Here is a 21,425-nt window from a genome sequence, read left to right on the forward strand (position 1 = left end):
GTAAACATACGCCAAGGTACTAATTAAATAGGGACAACGGCCATGGAAAACAATAACACACAAGTATTAGCATACATTGAGCAGTACGCAAAAATCTTTAATTCTGTAGCACAAGATATTATTCAGCGCGCCAGCACAGGTAATGAGCAATCAAGCCCGCTATTAGGTGATTTAGAAAAACTACAGAAACTATTAGCCGGTAATACTCGCCTTGATCCAAGCAAGCTTTTTGAACAACAAATGCAATACATGCAAAAACAAACTGATTTATGGCAACGTGCAACGAAAGCGATGATGGGGGAAGAGCTTAATACGCCGGCGTCAAATAGAAAACCCGACAAACGTTTCGCCCATCAAGATTGGGAAAGCAACCCGGTGTTTAACTATATAAAAGAGTCTTATTTAATTAACGTTGATATGATTACTAATATGGTAGATGCCGTGGAATTTGAAGATCCTAAAGACGCTGAGCAAGCCAAGTTTTTTACTCGCCAATACCTAAATTCGTTATCTCCCACTAATTTTGTACTGACTAACCCCGAGGTATGTGAAGAAATATTAAAAACCGAAGGGCAAAGTATTTTGAAAGGCATGCAAGCTTATTTAGAAGATTTAGAACAAAGCCCCCTTGAAGCCTTCAAAATGCGTCAAAGCGATACAAAATCGTTTACTTTAGGAAAGAATTTAGCCTGTACGCCGGGCAAGGTCGTATATAGAAACGAGCTGATTGAGCTTTTACATTACACGCCTAAAACGAAAACCTGCCATGAAGTGCCCGTACTTGTTACACCTCCTTTTATTAATAAGTATTACGTATTGGATTTAGCCGAAGACAAATCACTCGCAGGCGGCTTACTTGATAGCGGCCATTCTGTATTTATGATTTCATGGATTAACCCTGATGCCGAACTGGCCGAAAAAGACTTTTTTGATTACATGCGCCAAGGCCCACTCGAGGCAATGGATGTAATAAAAGAAATAACGGGCAAAGATAAAGTGAACCTCACAGGCTTTTGTGTTGGCGGAACACTTTCTGCATTAAGCGCTGCATACCTTAAGGCTAAAGGCGATGAAAGCGTAAACTCGCTGACCTTATTAACCACCTTGTTAGATTTTTCACGGCCCGGTGAAGTGGCTAACTATTTGTCACCCGATATGCTAAGCATGATTGAGCAAAACGCTGATATTAAAGGCGTATTTGATGGCCGTATAATGGCTATGAGTTTTAGCTTACTGCGCGAGAACAGCTTGTTTTGGTCATTTTTTATTGATAATTACCTAAAAGGAAAAGACCCAGCTCCTTTCGATATTTTGTATTGGAACAGTGATTCTACCAACATTCCCGCGAGTTGTTTTAAGCAATATTTGCATTTAACGTATTGGGAAAACAAACTGTGTAAGCCTGGCAGTATTAACATTGACGGGGTAGCAATTGATTTAGCCAATATTGATGTACCGGTTTATTTTTTAAATACCGTGGCTGATCATATTGTCCTATGGCAAAGCGCATATGAGGGCACCAAGTTAGTGGGTGGCAATACACGTTTTGTATTAGGTGGTTCGGGGCATATTGCTGGGGTAATTAACCCCGCTAAGGGAGGGAAGTATCCTCATTGGACGAACAACGCTTTGCCTAGCACTGCGCAAGAGTGGTTTGACGGCGCTACCCAGCACCAAGGTTCATGGTGGATTGACTGGCACAAATGGCTGAAGCCTATGTCGGGTAAACGCATTAAACCACCGCAACCTGGCGCCTGTGAAAATTTACCGCCACTAGGTGACGCACCTGGAGAGTATGTTTTAAAGGTATTGCAATAAAAAAGGGCGCTTTACTAAAAGCGCCCTTTTTCACTCGATATAAACTTTGTGAGTTTAAAAATCTAAATTGAATCGTAAGCCGTAAATTTGTGGCATACCGCGAACAAAGGTAGGAATACCCAAGCCACCGCCTGTATTACCGGCATCAATTAAAAACTCTTCATCAAACAAGTTATCTGCGTAAAGCTCTACAGAATAAGAAGATGTAGCGCTTGGCTTAATTTTTACCGAGGCATCCACTAACCAGTAAGCATCTTGTGATAAGCCAGGGTAGTTACTGCTTTCAAAGAACACTTCCGATTGATAACTCATCAACCAATCAGCCTCTAATTCCCACTCATTAATATTAAATATCTTATTAATATTAAATGCACCGCTTACTTCAGGCGCTAAACGGAAACGGTTACCCGCATATTCAAACGCTTCGCCCGACGACGTTTCATCTGCAAATTTAGCGTCAAGCAAACCTAAACTAGCGGTCATCATAAGGGTGCTAGAAGGCATATAATTAAGCGTCGCCTCTAGCCCTGACATTCTTGAGTCACCTACCGTAACAGTAATGCTTTGCAAAGTGTTTGGGTCAGTGAATGACTGCTGATAGTCTTGGTAAGAATAAGTAAAAAGCGCACCGGTAAAAGTAATTTTACCTGCTTGATACTTGGCACCTACATCAAAGCTATCTACAATTTCGGCTTTTGTAATATCAACGCCACCAGCACCTGAGTTTACCACCGGCGAACGACGGCCTTGCGCGTAGTTGAAGTACGTAGTCCAGTCATTATTCAATGCGTAATTAAGCGCGAAGCGCGGTAAAGTAGCGGTAAAGTTACCCTCGCCTTCAAACGCCCCAAAGTTCCTTGTAAAGCGCTTTTCGTCTAAGTAACGCACACCAGCCGTAAGGCTTAAGTCGTTTGTAATATCGTATGTACCCTCGGCCACAATAGAGTTAATGTCTATTTCGGCCTCAAATACAAACGGTCCTTGCGTTAAGTTTTCAGGCAGTCCATCAATAGATACTGGGTTGCCGTTTTCGTCAAACAAAAAACTTACCAAGTTATTTCGTAAAGACTCGATGTCAGCCAAGCTAGCATCTGTTGCCACATTTTGATTAAGCGGTATGTTTGGAAACGCCGCTTCTAGATTAGCCAGTACCGCATCAAAAGTACCGCGAACAGAAGGATCTACCATTACATAGTACGGTAAAACCGATTCATCGTTGCTGGTAGATACACCAATAAAGCCAGCAAAATCTTTTTGATTGTCATACAAAATACGCGCAGAAGCGCCTTTTAACTTAGCGTCGTTTTCAAAATATGCATCTTGAATACGCAAGCCTGAGCCATCGGCATCAAAACCTTCTTGAAGGTCAACGTCTTTGTAATAGGCGTCAGCACTAATACTAACTTCCTTATTAAGTTCATAAGTTGCGGCAATATCGAATGAAGCCAATGTGCGCTCAATACCTAGCAAAGGCCCTAGGCCTAATTCAGCATTTGAATAAGGGCTGGTGTCACCGTCTTTAGGTGCTACCGATCCTGATTTAAACGAAATACCAGGTTGATCGTTGTATTCGTAAGCTACCCGTGTAATTACTTCGAGCTTGTCAAATTCTGAACGTAAGGTGGCACGTATTGCTTGTACAGACACACCGTTTAAATCATTGTTGCCAGTACAGGGGACTTCTTCACCTAAATGGTTAATGACATATCCACTTGTGTTATATGCGTTGTCGCCACAGGCATTGTTTTTTACTACGCCGTCCATTTCACGGTATAGGGCTGCCACACGAAAGCTATGTTGGTCGTTAAGCGGCTGGTTAAACATCACTTGTAATTCTGTGCCTTGCTCAGAGTTATAGCCTAGCTTTAACTTCCCTTCTTGCTGATCACTTGGCAAGTTAGAAATAATGCTAACCGCACCATTTGCCGCGGCAGCACCAAATAAGGTTGGCTGCGGGCCTTTTAGCACTTCTACTCGGGCAACATCAAACAAGGCGGCACTTGCTACGGTTTTCTTACTTATATCAATGCCATCTTGATACACCGAAATACGCGGCGTGGTTGAAATTGAAGAGGTGTCGTCGGTAATACCGCGTACGTTAAATGATGGCAAGCTAACAGCTTGTTCTTGAATCACAACATTGGGTAATACGCGTGATAAGTCATCTAACTCTAAGGTGTTCGTGCGCTCTAAAAATGCACCACTAATAACATCCATAGTAGCGGGCACTTCCATAATTGACTGCTCACGCTTTTGCGCGGTAACCACCACTTCTTCAATTTCTTGTGCATGTGCAGTAGATAATACTGAAGAAACCACTGCGCTAACCAGCGCTACTTTACAACTGACCTTAGCCATTTCACCTTGCTCCATTATGGGAATAATTAAAGTGGCGTAGTCTGCGCGTTTTACATTTCAGTTATGTTATTGATTTATTTAATTTAGATGGCTTTTTGATGTCAGTTTGATGACAGAGACTAGGAAGGTAGGCTTGCTCTTCAAACAATATTGATGAGCAAGCCTAGTTTTATTGAAGTATATTAGTTACCGCTAAATAAGTGACAACTCTACTGCAATATTACCGCGCGTGGCATTTGAATAAGGGCAAACCTGATGCGCTTTATCTACCAATTCTTGCGCTTGTGCTTTGTCCATATCACCTAATGATACAGCCAACTTAACGGCAATTCCAAAACCGCCATCAATTGCACCAATCGACACTTCTGAATCAATATGGGTGCTACTTGGTAGGCTTACTTTTGCTTCACCGGCTACGAACTTAAGCGCACCAATAAAACATGCGGCATAACCAGCTGCGAATAATTGTTCTGGGTTGGTGCCCTGTCCATCATCACCACCTAAGCCTTTAGGGGTTGATAGTTTAACATCTAAACGGCCATCATCTGATTTTGCTGAGCCTTCTCGCCCACCTGTTGCCGTTGCTTTTGCTGTGTAAGCTACATTTTGTAATACGTTCATAAATACTCCATAGGTTAACTAAGTTTGCACCGTGAATTTACTTTGCATGCAAAACAATATCGCAAACAATTTAGATTTGCAAATATTTTGCATGCAAATTATCATTATTGCTCAGGAGAAAATTATGTCGCATCCACACTTACACTTAAGCAAGCAAATGTGTCATCGCCTATACATGGCGTCAAATAGTATTACTCGTGCTTATCGTGAACCTTTACAGGCCCTCAATATTACCTACCCGCAGTATATTGTGATGATGGCTTTATGGGAAAAAGATGAAATTAGCATTGCTTGCCTATTAGAGCGAACCGCTATTGATGGCAGCGCTATGACGCAAATATTAAAAAAAATGACAGGTAAAGGGCTACTGCAAATAGTGCCCTATAAGCATGACAAACGTAAACGCTTCGTGAAGCTTACGCAGCAAGGCCAAGCGCTTAAAGACTTGGCAAACGATATTCCTGAGAAAATAAAATGCCGCTTCACTCACATTGATGCGCAACAAGCACAACAATTAATGGACTTGCTCGATATAGTAGTAACTGACTTAAATGAATCTGAACAATAGCAATGTATGGCTTATAGCTATTGCTTGCCTCGAATAGCAGAAAATACACAAGCAACAAGTACAAAGCATAATGACATGACCAGCGCTAAAGATATAGTTTGCATTAAGGCATCATTTTGCGCGCTAGAGAGTTTTTCATCTCCCAAATAATGGTGCATCATTAAATTTACCAAGCTCATACCGACTAAGTTACCTATAGTACGTGACAAATTCATTGAAGCTGATGCAACGCCCACTTCTTGCTCGCTTACCGAGCCCATAATGGCGTTATTGTTAGGCGTGGAAAACAAGCCAAAGCCTGTTCCAATTAAGGCAAGCGCAATACCAATATCACTTGCCGAACTTGCAGGGCTAATTTGATTTAGCACTATAAACCCTATGCCCACAATAAGGCAGCCCGTTGTGGCAATTATCCTAGGCTGAAACTTATCAGATAATTTTCCAGCTATGGGCGCAATAATTGCCATACATAAGGCTTGGATCAACAAGATTTGCCCTGAATAAGAAGGGCTATACCCCTTAATAAACTGCAAATACAAACTAAGTAAAAACAGGATAGCGAAGTTACTGCCGTACATTAAAAATGACGTTGATAACGAGAGGCTAAACACTCGGCTTTCTAGAAACATTTGTACGCGAATAAGCGGTTGTTTGTCTTTACTTTGGTGCACAATAAAGGCACCTAAGCAGAGTAATGACAAGCCCAATAAGCCCCACCCAAGCATACTAGGTAGTGCGCTCATGCCATATACCAAGGTGCATGCAAAAGTAATGAATATGATTGAGCCAATCCAGTCAAAACGTGAGTGATGTTCGTTTTTCCACTCTCCTAGAAGCTTGAATTTAATGAAAATCAATAAGGCAATTACCAGAGGAATTTGAAAGTAAAAAACCGAACGCCAGCCTAACAGTTCGGTCAGCCAACCGCCAATAGCCGGGGCAAGCGTTAAACCTACATACACGCATGACGCCACAATGCCTAAAGCAGTACCGCGCTTATTGTTAGGTGTAACAGCCGTAATAATGGCAATGCCGGTCCCAAATATCATGGCACCAGCGGCTCCTTGCACTAGGCGCCAAAACAATATGGCGTCAATACTTGTGGCAATAGAACACATAAAAGCAGCCAATGCGTTTAAAGCCAAACCCCAAACAAACATACGTTTGCGCCCGTAGTTGTCAGCAAGCTTGCCAAAAGGCAGCATTAAGGCAACATTACTTAAAATGTATAAGGTGGGTAGCCAGCTCACCTTGTTTGCACTGGCATGTAGGTCGGCAGCCAGGGCGGGAATAGCTACGTTAACAGCCGCCATACCCATTGGTGCAATTAAATAACCGGCACAAACGGCAATCAGTGCGAATGTAGTGATCGAAAAGCGTGGAAAATGTTTAATGATACTTCCTAATAAAACTGATGAAAGACAAAGAGAATGGCGAACTCATGCAAAATACCGACGCCTTTGCAGGTGCATGCAAGTTGATTATGGCAATTATAAACCCCAGAGCTAAAACAATACTATTATTACATTGAAATTTAATGATACAGTTTAAAAATCCTATCATGTTCTTATACCACTACCATGCCTTATTAATTCTATAAGGTAAGCCTTTGGAGACTGCAGTGAGCGACGACAAACCCCATAATTCAATTGAAGAAACAGAGCACCATATTGAATTGCGCCATTTAACATTAAAAGATTTTGATGCCATCAAAACCTTAATGGATGTTGTATATAGAAATGACGGAGGCGCTTTTACTAAAAAACGCTACCAAGCTCAAATCACCACCTTCGCTGACGGCCAAATATGCATTGAAGATAAAGGCAGAATTGTTGCCGCCGCATTTTCGGTGATTGTTGATTACGAAAAATTTGGTGACAAACACACCTACGAAGAAATTACCGGCGATGCATACATAACCACGCACGACCCTAAAGGTGACGTGCTATATGGCGTAGACTTTTTTGTTGACCCAGAATACCGTGGGCTGCGCTTAGGCAGGCGCCTTTACGAAGCGCGCAAAGAGTTATGCCGCAACTTAAATTTAAAAAGCATCATGGCGGGCGGGCGAATCCCCAACTACTCTAAATACGCCAGCAAGATGACGCCGTTTGAATATATTGAACAGGTAAAAGAAAAAGAAATTTACGACCCTACCTTGTCATTTCAAATGAAAAATGGCTTTGAGGTAAAACAGCTACTAAAAGCATATTTGCCCGAAGATAAAGCATCAAAAGGGTTCGCAACCTTACTGCAATGGCACAATATGTACTACGATGCCGAAAAACCCTCATTACTTGATAGTAAATATTCCAGTGCCCGCCTAGGCCTTGTGCAATGGCAAATGCGTTATTTTGAGAACGTAGGGGAAATTTTACAGCAAGTAGAATACTTTATTGATGCGCTGTCAGACTACAAGTGTGATTTAGCGGTACTGCCAGAGTTTTATAATGCGCCTTTAATGGGTCTTAGCCCTTCAGAAGAGCCTATTGATGCCATATGGCATTTAGCCGAGTACACAGAAGAATTACTCACCGCAATTTCTGAACTCGCTATTAGTTATAACATTAATATTATTGCCGGCTCTATGCCTTTAATTGAAGATGGCGAACTTTTTAATGTTGCCTACATGTGCCATCGTGATGGACGTATCGAAAGTCAGTACAAACTGCATCCTACGCCTTACGAGAAAAACGGCTGGCTTATGAAAGGGGGTGATAAGCTAACCGCGTTTGAAACTGACTTTGGTAAAATAGGGATTTTAATATGCTATGACGTAGAATTTCCCGAGTTGTCACGCTTGTTATCAGAAGAAGAAATACAAATTTTGTGCGTACCTTTTTGGACAGATACAAAAAACGGTTATTTGCGAGTACGCCGATGCGCCCAAGCCCGTGCCATTGAGAACGAATGTTACGTAGCCATTGCAGGCAGTGTAGGGAACTTACCAAAAGTTGACAACGTTGATATTCAATATGGACAAACCGCTGTGTTCTCGCCCTCTGATTTTGCCTTTCCTCATGATGCAATTGTGTCAGAAACAACCCCAAATACCGAGATGATGCTAATAGTTGACCTAGACTTAGACAAATTAACTAAGCTAAGAAACGAAGGCTCAGTGCGTAATTACCTTGATAAACGCCGTGATTTATATCGCGTGCAATGGATAGGTGAAAAGTAGTTAGCTTATAAAATAAGCTGAGTATAATTCATTGGACTCAAGACAAAGCTTTGGCTCAGGCCTTGGGCTTTGTCTTTTACCGTTATATCTAAACGCTGCTGATCTTCTTGAGTGCCAAATAAGCGAGCGCTAAAACGGAGTTCTTTACGTTCATCTTTGAGTTGAAAAATACCCATTATGACTAACTGAATTTCGTCATGGTGCTCTAATGAAGGTAATAAGCGTAAGCCATTTAGCTTAAATTCACCCGAGGCGTCACGTAAACTCACACGCTCACGTATTGTTTCGATTATTTTGCCCCGTTGTTTGTTAAATTCAATCATGCTTACCTTGCCATCGGTATTCGTATCTAGCCCATTTAGGGCAGTAATAGGAACCGATAGCACCATATATGCTTTGTTTTCAGCAATATTCAGCGTGCCTTTTTGTGCCACCATCAAGTGCGCCAAAGCTGCAGTGCTGTAAAAGAACGTGCTCAACACAATCGCAATAAGCAGTACTAGGCTGTTTCTAATAAGTCGAAATGTCATCAACGCTCTCTTATTGTTATTAAAAATTGTTATGGAAAATATCCATTTTTATATTGAGCCTGAAACACAGCGCTGAAAATACGGGTATGTGTCGGTGGCGAAATAGTGAAATATGCCGTCGGGGAATTCTGGGGTAACGCCATATCTTCCGTTGCATGCGTCTAAGTCACCTGAGCCTTCAACATATTCCCAGTCTTGAGCAAATGTGCCCATAGCGTAATCATCAACCGATGGGCGTGACTCACTCACATTACTTATATGTTGATAGCTTCCCTGCATTGCAACTATTGGCGAGCTTGCGTCATCAGCAATGCTATAACCATAGCGCGCATATATGGGAAATCCATCGCTGGCCCAGCCAATTAAGGTCATGGAAGAGCTGTTACCTCCTCGCAATTCAATAAATCCCTCAGGCATACCATGGTAATGATACTCACCGGTAGGCTGTACATGGGCGTTGTTACTATCAGTACCAAAATCAAAATGGCTTTGTCCCAAAGCTTCAATGCTCCACGCGCCGCTATTGTCGCCTAAGCTACATGCGGTGCCGTAATCATCACAACTTCCGCCAGTACCGGCATCTATTTTAACACCGTTAAGCACGTAGCCTGTTACTCCGCGCGGACCACCTAATTCGGTGCTTCGTCCTGCTTCAACCGGGCTTAAGGTCATACTGGCGTTAATCGATTGGCCACTAATGGTATTTGGATTTTGCGGGTTAGGAAATTCACCCACTTCATGATCAGGAATAGCATTAGACGTAAGCTCACGCTCAGTGCTGGTGCATGTCCAGTAAGCTGTGCTATATGCTTGAACTGAAGCAGAATCATTGTATGTATCGTTGCTATAATCACATAATACATCAGCGGTAAGCGCGTCACTTTGTGTACCTGTTTGCGTGGTGCTTTCACTGTCTAGAATGCTTGCGTCGTTACTTTCAGTATCACTTGAGCAGGCCGCCAACAACCAAATACTGCAAGCCATAGCAGTAAACAAGCAAGGGACTTTAGGACGTTTAATTTGATAATGCATAAGCCAATATTTCCATAGGTTTTAAACACAAAGCTGAGTGTGCAGCAATTTACCGTATGAATGTTGAGAACTTGCGCAGATACAACGAATTTACGCCTTAATTACGCAATGTAAATTAAGGTGATTGCGCCACTTTATGCGTTAAAACCAATGCTAGTAAACTATAAAAAGGTAGCAATACTGCTCAGCGCTTTTTTACGCTTAGCATGATGGGGAATTGTGGCATCATCAGCCGGATACCCCACTACTATTAACATAAATGGCCGCTCGGTGTCAGGCCGTTGGCATATTTTCGTTAAAAATTGCATGGGCTTGGGGGTGTGCGTTAAGGTGGCTAGGCCACTGTGATGAAGTGCATTTAATAAAAAGCCGGTAGCGAGGCCCACTGACTCATGCACATAGTAGTTAGTATGTTGATCACCTTCATCAATACCGCCTTTTTTTTGTGAAAAAACAGCAATTAACCAAGGCGCATGCTCTAAAAACGGTTTGTTCGCATCGGTTCCCAAAGGCTTTAACGCGCTTAACCATTCCTCGCCCGCTTTGCCCTCGTAAAAGCCTTGCTCATGAATTTCAGCTTGTTCTCTAACTTGCCGCTTTATATCAGTGCTGTTAATCGCCGCAAAATGCCAAGGTTGATGGTTGGCACCACTTGGCGCAGTACCTGCCGCTTTAATACAGTTTTCTATTATGGCTCGGGGCACAGCTTTGTTGCTAAACTTTCGAATGCTATGGCGGCGCTTTACCTCATTTAGGTAGTTCTCTGATCTTTCTAACATTTCAGCTTCTGGGTAAGTAATAAAGTCAGATAGTGGGGAATGCATTTCTTCGCTCATGTTGCCTCCAAGCAATTCGGATTTTTGGGTTAGTTAGCCAATGTTTTACATTACTTTGACTCCGCCAAAGCACAAAGGATGGGGCTTTGGCGGACATCTTATTTGCTAGGCTATAAGTTTATGCGCGCTTGGGTTCCAAAACCTGGCCCATAAACAATGGCGTTTAATAGTAAGCGATTTGTACCTAAGGTTGCCCCTCTAAATATGGGCTCTCCGGCAAACATAATAATTTGCCCCATGCCATGACTTTCGCGGCTTAAGTAAGTTGAATTTGCGATACGCTGTGCCGCTTCCGGCCAAAGCAATCCACTCATACGAACATGCAACTCTTTACCTTTAGGTACACTATACCAAGCTAGGGCCTTAGCTTCTTTGTCGTCCTTGCCTTTAGGTGCGTCATAATATCCGCCTATGCTTACCACCGATTCTGCGTTTTCAGGTACCACCAATACGGGGAACCTTCCATACAGTATTGGCAAGGTGGCACTGTTGCCAAAGCTTAACCAGTGTTTGGTATCAACGCTGCCCAATACCATAGCACCGCGCGGCATAAATATTTTTTGCCAATTGTTTCGCTGCTCTAAAGCTTCTTTACTCAGGCGTTGTGGTGCATCATCCCAAGGGTAGGCTAGCTCATCAGAAACAGCACTAGCAAACACTTGCTTCATATTAGTATAGGGCTGCTCTGCTAATAGGCGTCTTTGTAAAGCCGTATCAAACTCTTGTGCTTTATCTAGCATTTTATCTAACAAGCTAACGTGGGTGACGTCACTGGCCGCTAGCGCCGCTGAACTGCTATTATGGGAAATAAGCGTGCCGCCTTGTTTTACCCATTCGCTTAATAAATTAACGGTTTTGTCAGGCACACTGTAAGCATTGGGCAGTATAATGACATTGTAACGGCGCAAATCAACGTAGCTTAGGCTATTCATATCTAGCTGTGAATGGCGAATCCCTAAATGGGTATCTATACTCCACCAAGTAGAACCTACATCATATGAACTGGTATCCGCTTGCGACAGTATAGCCACCTTGGGTTGGGCAAGTAGTACAAAATGATCGCCTCCCCACTCTGGCGTATCGCCTTTGCCATAGCCTGTAGAGATACTTTTAATAGATAATTGGGTGTCTTGTGCAGTGCTGTTCAATAAGTCTATTAAATCAGTATTATTGGGATTATCGGTAGTCGTTACCACCACTGTGCCACGCACTAATTTATGCTGTCCTAACTCAGTTGCCTTATCAATCACTCTTACCTGTACGCCTTGCTCCATTAATCTTGCCGCGAAAGCTAGTGAAGCGTCATCATCACCGTTTACTGCCCAAGCAATGGCCTTAGGATCGGCAAAGGAAGGCGCTAAGGTTTGCGCTTCAAACAAAGATACATTTTTACTAATTTCCCCCTTCACAGTATAAGCTTCAAGGCCATACATCATGCTTAAATTCCATGCCGAGGTGTCATACATAATTGAGCGCCCTTCGCGTAGCAATTTTTGGCGCTCTAGAGTAATAGTTTCCGGCAGGAGTTCAGCATCAAATTCCATTATAGCGGCAAGTAATCGAGCTTCTGGTTGGCGACCTGGAATAAGCAAAGCACCTTGTTTTACGTTTACTTTACTTTCCACGCCCATTTGATTTTGTGCTTTTTTAAGGCTTAAGTCTTTATCCGCTACGTAAATTTCAATGTCTTGTGCCTGAAGCTTCTGTGCCAAGGTACGCAAGCGGCTATGATTATTCGTAGCTTGAATTACGTATGTTGTATCAGCATAAGGGCTGTCTTTTGACATGGCCTTTTTACGGTCAAGCCAGTAATCTTTGTACATCGCTTTGCTATGTTTATTTAGCGTTTCTATATTCGCTAAGGTACTTATAAATTGGTGATGCACCGATTCTTTATACGTTTGTACGGTTCCTTCTGGGCGTCTAACGCCATCTTCTGCCATGCGTGATTGCTCATATAAAATGTGCACCGAGCCTCTATATTCAGCGTAGTTGGAATAACCAGGATACCAATTTTCAAACCATTCACCGGTGTAGTAACGCCAGCCTTCTTTGTCAAAGGCCGCGCCTTGATCAAGCGAAAAGGTTTGTGCCCATTTTTGCACGCTCGGGGCAATATTGGTATTTAAGGGTTGGCGCGGCGGCCCCATTAAATAAGTATCTTGTGGGCCCATTTCATGACCATCTATCATGAGTTGCGGGCGCCATTTATTAATAAGTTTTACGCGGCCTTGCGTTTCAGGCTGTGTTAAATAAAAGAAGTCACGGTTTAGGTCAAAAAAGTAATGGTTGGTTCTACCGTAAGGCCAGTCGCCGCGATGCAATAAAGACTGATCATCTACATTTGGGGCACTGCCGCGATATTGCTCTAAAGATTTTGCAAAACGGTCACGTCCATCTGGGTTCATCATTGGGTCAATGACTATTATCGTATTTTCCAATAATTCAGTAGTACTTTTATCAGTTGACGCGCCATAATGATAAATAGCAGCTAATGCGGCATCAGCGCCCGAAGTTTCATTACCGTGTATTGAGTAAGCCATCCAAGCCACGGCGGGTAGGCCATCAATAATGTTATTAGCATCACCATCTTTCGTTTTACGTGGGTCAGCCAGCGCGGCAATATTGCTTAGAATATTATCCATATTGGCCAAATTTTCTGGACTTGAAATAAACACAGCGTGAAGTGGTCGGCCTTCATGAGAACGCGCATACTCAACCACCTTAAGACGATCAGTTTGTGTTTTCCACACGCCAATGGCCTCAGTTATTTGCGCAGGACTTGCTACGCGTTGCCCCACTTCAAAACCAAGAATTTCATCAGGATGCGTAAGTGCTGTATTGTAATTATGCGTGAGTATTGGCTTTTGATAGTCTATATCAGCGTTATAAGTAGGTTTCATTAACAAGCCAGAGCTGGCAAGTGAACTAGTACATAGCAAAGCGCTGAACACCGCCACTTTTATGGATGAGCTAAACATGAATATTCCCTCAGTCGTTTATTGTTTTTATAGTGAAATTTACGATACAACAAAAACAAAAAGCATTCACTAGTTGGTTTCTCTTTCTTCAAGCATTGCTGTAATCTATGAAATAATAAACTTTACTCAAATAGCGATGCAGCCTTGATTATTATTAAAAAGTACCCGAATCGACGTTTATACGACACTGTAAACAGTCAATATGTCAACTTAGCTTATATCAAAACCTTAATTAATGATCATAGTGAATTTACCATTGTTGACTCTAAAACTGGCGATAACTTAACTAAAAGCGTTTTGCTGCAAATTATTACTGAATCTGAAACAAACGATAGCCAATCGGTGCTAACCGATGTGTTACTTAAGCAACTAATACGCTATTACGATTCAGACATGGAGCCTTATGTTGGACAATATTTAGAACAGAGCCTTGTGCAATTTATGAATCAACAAGAAAAAGTACAAAGCGTGATGAAAAACATGGTTGATAACTCCCCCATTGCCATGTTCAGTAAAATGATGGAACAAAACATGTCGGCTTGGTCACCCGATAAAAATAAGCAGAAAGATTAAACCCTTCAGTTTCAATACATTAATTCAAAAAACCATGCCTTCGTTTGTATTTTGTTGCGGTGCAGCAAAATAATCCTTGATCTTATCTAAAGATCGTCTATTATTTGAACATACGCAATGTTGCAGCGCAGCAATTACGAGTTCGCCTACCTATATAGCTTGTTATATATGAGATAAGCGGAAAAAAATAACGTCATTTTGTGTGGCAAATTGAACAAGCGCTATTGCTTCCATATTTGAATATATTGAGGAATTGAACATGTTTGGTAAATTTTCAGAACAAATGAAAAAATCAGCGCAGCCTGCAACAAGTTTATTAGGCATGAATGCTAAAACCTTAGAGTTGCTATCAACTCAGCAAACCATATTCTTTTCTGGTGTTATGAATGATAGCGTTAAGTTGCTTAGCACCTTGTCTGATCAAACCGAATTAAAAGGGATAGTTGCGGCGCAGTCAGTATACGCAGAATCACTGAGAGAACGTATGACCAGCGTTTCAAAAACGGCCTACTCTGAACTCAATGGTATTCGCGCTGAAATGACCGATATTGTTAAAGGCAGCCTTGAAAGCGTAAGTGAGCAAACCAAAGCTGCTTTTAAAGACGCACAAAATACGCCGCCTGCATCAGCGGTAACAGCGGCAGCGCCCGTTAAAGCCACTGCGGTAAAAAAAGCACCCGTTAAAAAGCCTGCTGTAAAGAAAGAAACTAGCGCAAAAGCGAACACTGCGCCTGCAAAATCAGCTGCGCCAACAAAAGCCAAAGCGTCGGCAGAAAAGAAACCTGCCACTAAAACCGCAGCAAAAGCAGCAGTAAAGAGCACCGCTAAAACACCTGCTAAGCCCGCGGCAAAAGCAACGGCAAGTAACACAAAAGCGAGCGCGGTGAAAACCGAGAGCCAAGTGAAAGCCGAAACAACACCAGCCAGTAAGAGTGTTGCCAATTTATCACCTGCTGATGTAAAAGCAGCAGGTAAATCATAATCTATTTTTAATTACACTACTTCCTATTGGAGAATACTATGTTAGACAAAATGAACGAGCAGTTGAAAGAATCAATGAAGCCTGTTACTGAGCTAGCGACTCTTAACATGTCTACTTTGCAAGAACTTGCTGAAAAGCAAAATGCATTATTTAGCACACTGTTAAGCAATGGAGTAGCGTTTGCAGAAACAGCGGGCCAGCAAAAAGATGTAATGAGCCTAGCTGAAGCACAAAAAGCCTATTTAGAAACGCTACAAGAAACAATTACTGAATCAGCTAAAGAGACATATTCATTAGTGTCTGGTGCTCAGCAAAAAGCAGGCGCTATGTTCAAAGACTTAAGCGAAGAAGTTACTGCAAAAATGGCTACTGTAGCAAAGTAATTTCTGTGCCTTTAGGCCAGCGGTTAATTTGTTAGCACACAACTTCAATCACTAAAATGTAGCGGCTATCAGGCTAGTACATTAACAGTGATTGAAGTTTTTTACCTTTACCCTTTGGAGAATCATCCATGAATTATCAAGCTTATGATTATTTAGCACGCACAGGGCAAATGATGAATGAAGGGCTCAGTATTTTTAATGATATTGTTACCCATCCTTCAAACCCTTGGTCATATACATGGACGGGCCGCTTAGCAAACGCATCTTTAGAAACCGCGATGCGCCTTACGCGCAGATACGACAAACTTGGTTTTGATATTGAAGAAGTTGAAGCTTCTGACGGCTCGGGTAGATTCAAAGTGCGCGAAGAGGTGGTGTTGTCAAAACCCTTTTGTGATTTGATGCATTTTGACCGTATTGGCCATACAGATAAAGATAAAGTATTACTTGTTGCACCGCTCTCAGGACACCATGCTACCTTGTTAAAAGGAACCGTTGAAGCGCTTTTACCCGGCCATGAAATTTACATTACTGATTGGAAAGATGCGCGCGAGGTTCCGCTTGATGCTGGGCCATTTTCTTTTGATTGCTATGTTACCTATTTAATAGAATTCTTAGAATTTTTAGGCAAAGACACGCACCTAATTGCCATTTGCCAACCTACGGTTCAAGCCCTGATTGCGACGGCAGTTATGGCGCAAGAAAAAAACGAAAATTCACCCAAAACCTTAACCCTTATGGCAGGGCCCTTGGATACCACAAAGAATCCAACACGCGTTAATGAATTTGCGCATACTCGCCCTATGAGTTGGTTTAAAAATGTGGCAATTATGGAAGTCCCCAGCGGCTATCCAGGCGCTGGCAGAAAAGTTTATCCGGGCTTTATGCAGTTAGGCGGGTTCATATCTATGAATCAGAAGAACCATATTCAAAAGTACGCTGATTTTTTCCAAAACTTATTAATAGGCGAGCAAGAAGATGCGGATAGATTTCGCGCTTTTTACGATGAATACCTAGCGGTACTAGACATGCCAGCGGAATTTTACCTAGAAACAATAGAGCGTGTTTTTAAAAACAACGAAATAGCCAATGGCACTATTACTTACAAAGGTGAGCCTATCGACTTTACCGCAATTGTTGATACCCCCTTACTGACCGTAGAGGGTGCAAACGATGATATATGTGGCTTAGGCCAAACCGAGGCGGCGCAAAACTTATGTAAAAGTATTCCGCATAATATGCGCAAGCATCATGTACAAGCTGGCGCAGGCCATTATGGAATATTCAGCGGTTCAATGTACCGAAAAAACATTAGGCCTATTGTGACAGAGTTTATCAATAAATATGAATAGCCCGGCGAAGGCTTCAACTAGCCTTTTGCAATAAGGTTTTGCTCAATAAGAGCAATGGTGTCAACAGAAATTATGTCACCTAACTCGCTGGCAGTTACAGTGATTTCTTGCTCTTGTTGCAAGCCTAAACGAGAAAGATGCTCATGATCAATAAGCAGCTTGTACTTGCCCGGTGGTATATGGGTAAAGAAATAATATCCATCACTTTGCGTGCTAGTTTCCCATGAAAGCTCTCCATCTATTTGGTGAAGCCTAACGGTAAGGCCTAACAAGCCTTTTTCCTTACCATTTTTTAAAGCGACTACGCTGCCCTCAATATCATTTACCGGTAGCAAGGGAAAATACACCCTGTTGATCCCCCCTGCATGGCTCGCAACAATTTTCTTTGCATCCGATGGCAGTAAAAAAGGGTCTTCTAAACTTGTTTCATCTACACTTACCGCTTGATAATCTGACATAGTAAATAACTTCGTTGTACCGTTACTTTGCGTACTTTGTTTGCGCCAATCAGCGGCACCTAAAAACTTTATTCCTGATAAGGGCTCATCTGAATCTGAGAGTTTTCCATCACGGTCATTGTCAATAAATGCGACCGCTTCAATTTGTCGTGCTGAGTTCCCTTTTACCTTGTCAAACCGATAGTTATATTTTGAACCCGTTTGATACAAGCTACCGCTTATACCAATTTGCGCATTCCAATGGCCTTTGTTATCAATACTGCCGCCTACTTGTAGGTTAAAGTAGTCAGTTCGCCAACTAAGTTGATGCGCAAGTTTAAGACGGGCATTGTCTGAACTGCTGTAACTTAGGCGTGTTTCGTTGAATGTAGTTGCTTGCTGCGGCCAGCGTAGGTTCATGGAATAGCGCTCAATACGTTGACCATCTATGGGTAACCACGACAAATTATGGCTCACTTGCCATGCACCAATGTTATGTGAAAGAAACATACTGTGAGAAAGTTTAGATGACTCACCTTGTTCGTTATATTGCAGGGTATTAGATAATGTCCCGCCAATAATTTGCTGGCTTGAGTTAACTGACATTAAACGCCGAACCGCCATGTCTTTAAATCGCTGCTCGCTAAAGTTAAAACCTAAACCCATTTTAAATGGAAAATCGACTTTGCCTCGCAAACGCAGTTTAAGCTCTTGGCGTAAGCCTCTTGTTGAACTGTGTTTATCGCTCTCAAAATCGTTTAAATACTTAAGACTCAAATTGCCTGTAACAGAGTTACCAATGTTACTGTTTACCCCTAAAAACAATGCTTGGCCCGCATCTTGTGCCCCGTTTTCACTTACATAGGAATTGCTATGCACGTAACTTGCTCTAAATAAACTACTCCATTTAGTATAATCAAACGATGTCGATAGAAATCTAGTGGGCTTAGTGTTTACCTCACTTAGCTCAGGTGCTTGCGCGCTATTTGCTGGGTCTAAGCCAACAAATTCATTCCATTGAACTTCAGCAGTTAAATTTTCATTTAGGCCGTAAGCCATCGTAGCCCTTAGGTTTTTATCGTAGTGGGCACTTTCAGAATTTGAATTGTTAAACAGCGTCTTATTGGCATCACCAAAGCTCAGAGAAAAATCCATTTGTTGATTCTGCAACTGGCTTTGCCCTACATGCACAACCTTTTGGCGATATTCCTCTTGGCCTTGAGGGCCGTAAAGATGAATAGAGAAACGATTAATGCCTATAAACGTAGCAACTTGGCTAAACACAATTAAGTTATTTTCATCAGCCGTTTGCTCCGCTACAAACTGCCCGTTTCTAAACAACACAGCACGCCACCCAGGAAGTACCGTTTCCTCTATTTGGATGCTGCTAAAATTGCGCCTTTGATTTTGTGAATGACTATAAACATGCAAGCCAAGCATTTGTTTAGTTGAAGACACTAACTCATCACCTAAAGAGGTGATATCGCCGAATTCATATTTGATGGCACGTTCATCTATGGTTTGTAAATTGCCTAACAAGGTATCTTGTGAATTTGAACTGATGATATTTTTACTAAATTTAGCAAAATTAGCCGTGTAGTTTGAACCATGAATAAAGCGATACTCGCTTGCCAAGCCCATTAAATCTAAGTTTGCATTTAAGTTTGTTTGATAGCGTGTGTTGGTTCTTCCATTTAATCTTTGCGTGCTGGCAGTAACTCGGTAATTCACTATAGGGTGGCTAAACAATCTATATGCATCTTGGACTATAGGGTAAACGTCAACATTAGGCTCATTAAAAAATGTATTAATCTGAAGATGCTTATTCTTTTTTAAACCAAGATCAGCTTCTACGCTTGTAAAGTTAAGTTGTTGGAGCTTTTCATTAAAGTTTACCTCACCTACAAAAAGATGCGACAAGGTAAGTACATCTATGTAGGTATCAAAATCATCGGTATACCAATACCCACGGCTTGTTCCTGTAGATTCAAGGCTAATATCAAAGTCGCAAAGCTTATCGGTAGAGTCTGAGTTGTCGTATGCGGAGTAAAATTGATGATTGTCTATATCAAAATGCCAGGGGAGGTCGAGTAAAAACCCTAATTGAGAGATGGCGACAAAGAAAGTACCATCATGTGCATATAAATCAATACTATCAGCAACCGGGCGGTTGTTAACGCGCATTACGGCTATAACCAAATTATCTTCATTAATACTGACTTGCTGTAACTTTTTAGGCGCAGTGCAGCTGCTTGCCATTACGTTTTGTGCATACAACACAATTAGCAACACAATTAGCAACACAATTAGAAGCCGCATAATTAAGACAGCCATCCATGGGCCCATCCTTGGGCAAGATGTAAACTCAAGAATCTAGAGTTCTATTGACGTTTGCGTAATGATGTTGCCACCAAATGCAATTACTTCCTGATATTCAACATGGAGCTTATCGCCAGGTGTTACATTGTTTAAAGGGATAAGTACCTTGCGTTTATTCAAAGGTGTATAAACTGCTACACCATTTAATAGTCCTACTTGATCACCCTCGTCATTGGTCACTGAAAAGTTCCCAAATAAAGAGCGGTTCCCTTCAAGTGTTTGCCACACTTCCAGTTGTGGTGTGTCATTAAAATACACGATTCTTGAATTTACTAACTCTGTTTTCGCGTTCGTATCACCATGGCGAACAATAATCGGCATGTTATACGAAAGTTGCGAATTCAACGTGACTGCTTCAGGTTTATCTGTTGCAATTGATGTAGTGATGGAAAGTACCGCCCTGTACTCTCCGTCATCTAAATTACGCGGTCTTCTCACTGAAAACCGTATTACTTGTTTGCCACCGGGTTCTACCACTCCTCGCTTGGGAGAGAACTTAAGCATAGAAACTGCAGAGTTATCAAGCTCTTTAACCCTTACAATCCCACCTTGCTCATCCATTTCTACCAAATGCAATTTAGTACTAAATTGCATTGGACTCCCGCCCGAGTTCCTTAATTGCACAGCATCTGAACGCTCGTTTTCAGCAAAAAACAGCCTGTTTTTAGACAGCGTAATGTTGGCACTTGCGTTCATACTAGTGCAAAGTAAAACAACTAGTAACATGGTAATGCACTTCAACATAGTTAGGTTCCTTAATGGCAGCAATAGAGTGATTTAAACCCAGTGTTTAACAATTATATTTATTGGAAATTTACGTCTACTAAGTAGTCAGCCGTATATGCCTGTCCTGGCGTAAGTGCTGTATCAACCGTCATTGCGCCATAAACGTTAATGGTAAGATCATCACCCGTTCCATTAGTTGTTACTGAGGTTAAAGTGCCATCATTAATTGCATTGTGTGCCGCAGCGGCATTTTGGATATCAACAATAGGTTCAAATGTTACGTTTGAACCTGAACTACCCGATACCGTTACGTTAAGAGGCGTATTGGCAATAAGTCCCGAAACCGTAACAACACCTAAGGCAATATTGCCGTTTGACGCGTCACAAGCGCCGGTGATAATACCGGTTGAATCCATGTTACAAATTGAGCCAGTGGTTGGCTGCATAGCACCAAAGTGCAAGGCAGTTGTTTGAGCAATACTTGAATCACTAATAGCGTTAACTGTAGCGGTAAAAGTCTCGCTTGACGCGAAAGAAAGGCTAGCTAAAGACATAAGTGCAGCAGCACCAACTAATTTAAATTTTCTCATGTGTTTCTCCGATTAAGTATGTTTACGAACCGATTAAAAACTAAAACCATTTAAAGCTCTCTTCGGAACGAGAGGCAT

17 protein-coding genes are annotated in these 21,425 nt (G+C 41.9%); 7 read left to right on the forward strand and 10 right to left on the reverse strand.

The features are described from left to right. Nucleotides 1-42 precede the first annotated feature (42 nt). Nucleotides 43-1,818: a PHA/PHB synthase family protein gene (locus ACOI22_RS13135; RefSeq protein ID WP_420672573.1), complete on the forward strand. Its 1,776-nt coding sequence runs from the start codon at nucleotides 43-45 to the stop codon at nucleotides 1,816-1,818. Between the two features lie 54 nt (nucleotides 1,819-1,872). Here ACOI22_RS13135 and ACOI22_RS13140 read toward each other — a convergent pair whose 3' ends face one another. Then, nucleotides 1,873-4,176, reverse strand: a complete 2,304-nt coding sequence (locus ACOI22_RS13140) for a TonB-dependent receptor (protein ID WP_420672574.1) — start codon at nucleotides 4,174-4,176, stop codon at nucleotides 1,873-1,875. Between the two features lie 192 nt (nucleotides 4,177-4,368). Continuing rightward, nucleotides 4,369-4,797 (reverse strand): organic hydroperoxide resistance protein, encoded by a 429-nt coding sequence (locus tag ACOI22_RS13145; RefSeq protein ID WP_420672575.1) that lies wholly within the window; start codon nucleotides 4,795-4,797, stop codon nucleotides 4,369-4,371. A 124-nt stretch (nucleotides 4,798-4,921) separates the two neighbouring features. Here ACOI22_RS13145 and ACOI22_RS13150 point away from each other — a divergent pair, with 124 nt between their 5' ends. Further along, nucleotides 4,922-5,365: a MarR family winged helix-turn-helix transcriptional regulator gene (locus ACOI22_RS13150; RefSeq protein ID WP_420672576.1), complete on the forward strand. Its 444-nt coding sequence runs from the start codon at nucleotides 4,922-4,924 to the stop codon at nucleotides 5,363-5,365. A gap of 17 nt (nucleotides 5,366-5,382) precedes the next feature. Here the strand turns inward: ACOI22_RS13150 and ACOI22_RS13155 are convergent, their stop codons facing one another. Further along, nucleotides 5,383-6,735 carry an MFS transporter gene (locus ACOI22_RS13155; RefSeq protein ID WP_420672982.1) on the reverse strand — a complete coding sequence of 451 codons (1,353 nt, stop codon included), beginning with the start codon at nucleotides 6,733-6,735 and terminating at the stop codon, nucleotides 5,383-5,385. 251 nt (nucleotides 6,736-6,986) lie between these two features. Here ACOI22_RS13155 and ACOI22_RS13160 point away from each other — a divergent pair, with 251 nt between their 5' ends. Continuing rightward, on the forward strand, nucleotides 6,987-8,546 hold the full coding sequence (locus ACOI22_RS13160; protein ID WP_420672577.1) for a GNAT family N-acetyltransferase: 1,560 nt from the start codon (nucleotides 6,987-6,989) through the stop codon (nucleotides 8,544-8,546). Nucleotides 8,547-8,551: 5 nt separating this feature from the next. On the opposite strand, the gene ACOI22_RS13165 is transcribed toward ACOI22_RS13160, so the two are convergent. The 4 genes from ACOI22_RS13165 to ACOI22_RS13180 all read right to left on the reverse strand — a co-directional run bounded on the left by ACOI22_RS13165 (nucleotide 8,552) and on the right by ACOI22_RS13180 (nucleotide 13,925). Then, entirely contained in the window at nucleotides 8,552-9,076 is a 525-nt protein-coding gene (locus ACOI22_RS13165; RefSeq protein WP_420672578.1) for a hypothetical protein, read from the reverse strand. A gap of 48 nt (nucleotides 9,077-9,124) precedes the next feature. After that, the gene (locus tag ACOI22_RS13170) at nucleotides 9,125-10,108 is read right to left on the reverse strand and encodes a YHYH protein (protein WP_420672579.1); all 984 of its coding nucleotides are present in this window, start codon (nucleotides 10,106-10,108) and stop codon (nucleotides 9,125-9,127) included. A 161-nt stretch (nucleotides 10,109-10,269) separates the two neighbouring features. Beyond that, on the reverse strand, nucleotides 10,270-10,944 hold the full coding sequence (locus tag ACOI22_RS13175; protein WP_420672580.1) for a nitroreductase family protein: 675 nt from the start codon (nucleotides 10,942-10,944) through the stop codon (nucleotides 10,270-10,272). Between the two features lie 110 nt (nucleotides 10,945-11,054). Continuing rightward, nucleotides 11,055-13,925 carry a M14 family metallopeptidase gene (locus ACOI22_RS13180; RefSeq protein WP_420672581.1) on the reverse strand — a complete coding sequence of 957 codons (2,871 nt, stop codon included), beginning with the start codon at nucleotides 13,923-13,925 and terminating at the stop codon, nucleotides 11,055-11,057. Between the two features lie 144 nt (nucleotides 13,926-14,069). Between ACOI22_RS13180 and phaR the strand changes: the two genes are divergently transcribed. The 4 genes from phaR (at nucleotide 14,070) to ACOI22_RS13200 (ending at nucleotide 17,215) form a co-directional block, all read left to right on the forward strand. After that, complete coding sequence (gene phaR, locus ACOI22_RS13185; RefSeq protein WP_420672582.1) at nucleotides 14,070-14,498, forward strand: polyhydroxyalkanoate synthesis repressor PhaR; 429 nt, start codon at nucleotides 14,070-14,072, stop codon at nucleotides 14,496-14,498. Between the two features lie 259 nt (nucleotides 14,499-14,757). Further along, nucleotides 14,758-15,480, forward strand: coding sequence for a phasin family protein (locus ACOI22_RS13190; RefSeq protein WP_420672583.1), 723 nt, complete (start codon nucleotides 14,758-14,760; stop codon nucleotides 15,478-15,480). 38 nt (nucleotides 15,481-15,518) lie between these two features. Further along, nucleotides 15,519-15,863 carry a phasin family protein gene (locus ACOI22_RS13195; protein ID WP_420672584.1) on the forward strand — a complete coding sequence of 115 codons (345 nt, stop codon included), beginning with the start codon at nucleotides 15,519-15,521 and terminating at the stop codon, nucleotides 15,861-15,863. Nucleotides 15,864-15,991: 128 nt separating this feature from the next. Then, complete coding sequence (locus ACOI22_RS13200; RefSeq protein WP_420672585.1) at nucleotides 15,992-17,215, forward strand: polyhydroxyalkanoate depolymerase; 1,224 nt, start codon at nucleotides 15,992-15,994, stop codon at nucleotides 17,213-17,215. Nucleotides 17,216-17,232: 17 nt separating this feature from the next. Here the strand turns inward: ACOI22_RS13200 and ACOI22_RS13205 are convergent, their stop codons facing one another. The 3 genes from ACOI22_RS13205 to ACOI22_RS13215 are packed head-to-tail and all read right to left on the reverse strand — an operon-like array spanning nucleotide 17,233 to nucleotide 21,347. Beyond that, nucleotides 17,233-19,971 (reverse strand): hypothetical protein, encoded by a 2,739-nt coding sequence (locus ACOI22_RS13205; protein WP_420672586.1) that lies wholly within the window; start codon nucleotides 19,969-19,971, stop codon nucleotides 17,233-17,235. A 54-nt stretch (nucleotides 19,972-20,025) separates the two neighbouring features. Then, nucleotides 20,026-20,775 carry a hypothetical protein gene (locus ACOI22_RS13210; protein ID WP_420672587.1) on the reverse strand — a complete coding sequence of 250 codons (750 nt, stop codon included), beginning with the start codon at nucleotides 20,773-20,775 and terminating at the stop codon, nucleotides 20,026-20,028. A gap of 59 nt (nucleotides 20,776-20,834) precedes the next feature. Further along, a complete protein-coding gene (locus ACOI22_RS13215; RefSeq protein ID WP_420672588.1) occupies nucleotides 20,835-21,347 on the reverse strand; it encodes a hypothetical protein in 513 nt (170 codons plus the stop codon). Nucleotides 21,348-21,425: the final 78 nt, after the last annotated feature.

Origin of the sequence: Glaciecola sp. 2405UD65-10 (assembly GCF_048820975.1) — a bacterium.
Taxonomy (GTDB): domain Bacteria; phylum Pseudomonadota; class Gammaproteobacteria; order Enterobacterales; family Alteromonadaceae; genus Glaciecola.

Coding starts and splice junctions, on each gene's coding strand:
- ACOI22_RS13200 (WP_420672585.1), top strand. CDS start 15,992: ATGAATTATCAAGCTTATGATTATTTAGCACGCACAGGGCAAATGATG.
- ACOI22_RS13180 (WP_420672581.1), bottom strand. CDS start 13,925: ATGTTTAGCTCATCCATAAAAGTGGCGGTGTTCAGCGCTTTGCTATGT.
- ACOI22_RS13165 (WP_420672578.1), bottom strand. CDS start 9,076: ATGACATTTCGACTTATTAGAAACAGCCTAGTACTGCTTATTGCGATT.
- ACOI22_RS13215 (WP_420672588.1), bottom strand. CDS start 21,347: ATGAGAAAATTTAAATTAGTTGGTGCTGCTGCACTTATGTCTTTAGCT.
- ACOI22_RS13175 (WP_420672580.1), bottom strand. CDS start 10,944: ATGAGCGAAGAAATGCATTCCCCACTATCTGACTTTATTACTTACCCA.
- ACOI22_RS13170 (WP_420672579.1), bottom strand. CDS start 10,108: ATGCATTATCAAATTAAACGTCCTAAAGTCCCTTGCTTGTTTACTGCT.
- ACOI22_RS13150 (WP_420672576.1), top strand. CDS start 4,922: ATGTCGCATCCACACTTACACTTAAGCAAGCAAATGTGTCATCGCCTA.
- ACOI22_RS13145 (WP_420672575.1), bottom strand. CDS start 4,797: ATGAACGTATTACAAAATGTAGCTTACACAGCAAAAGCAACGGCAACA.
- ACOI22_RS13210 (WP_420672587.1), bottom strand. CDS start 20,775: ATGTTGAAGTGCATTACCATGTTACTAGTTGTTTTACTTTGCACTAGT.
- ACOI22_RS13195 (WP_420672584.1), top strand. CDS start 15,519: ATGTTAGACAAAATGAACGAGCAGTTGAAAGAATCAATGAAGCCTGTT.
- ACOI22_RS13140 (WP_420672574.1), bottom strand. CDS start 4,176: ATGGCTAAGGTCAGTTGTAAAGTAGCGCTGGTTAGCGCAGTGGTTTCT.
- ACOI22_RS13135 (WP_420672573.1), top strand. CDS start 43: ATGGAAAACAATAACACACAAGTATTAGCATACATTGAGCAGTACGCA.
- ACOI22_RS13190 (WP_420672583.1), top strand. CDS start 14,758: ATGTTTGGTAAATTTTCAGAACAAATGAAAAAATCAGCGCAGCCTGCA.
- ACOI22_RS13205 (WP_420672586.1), bottom strand. CDS start 19,971: ATGCGGCTTCTAATTGTGTTGCTAATTGTGTTGCTAATTGTGTTGTAT.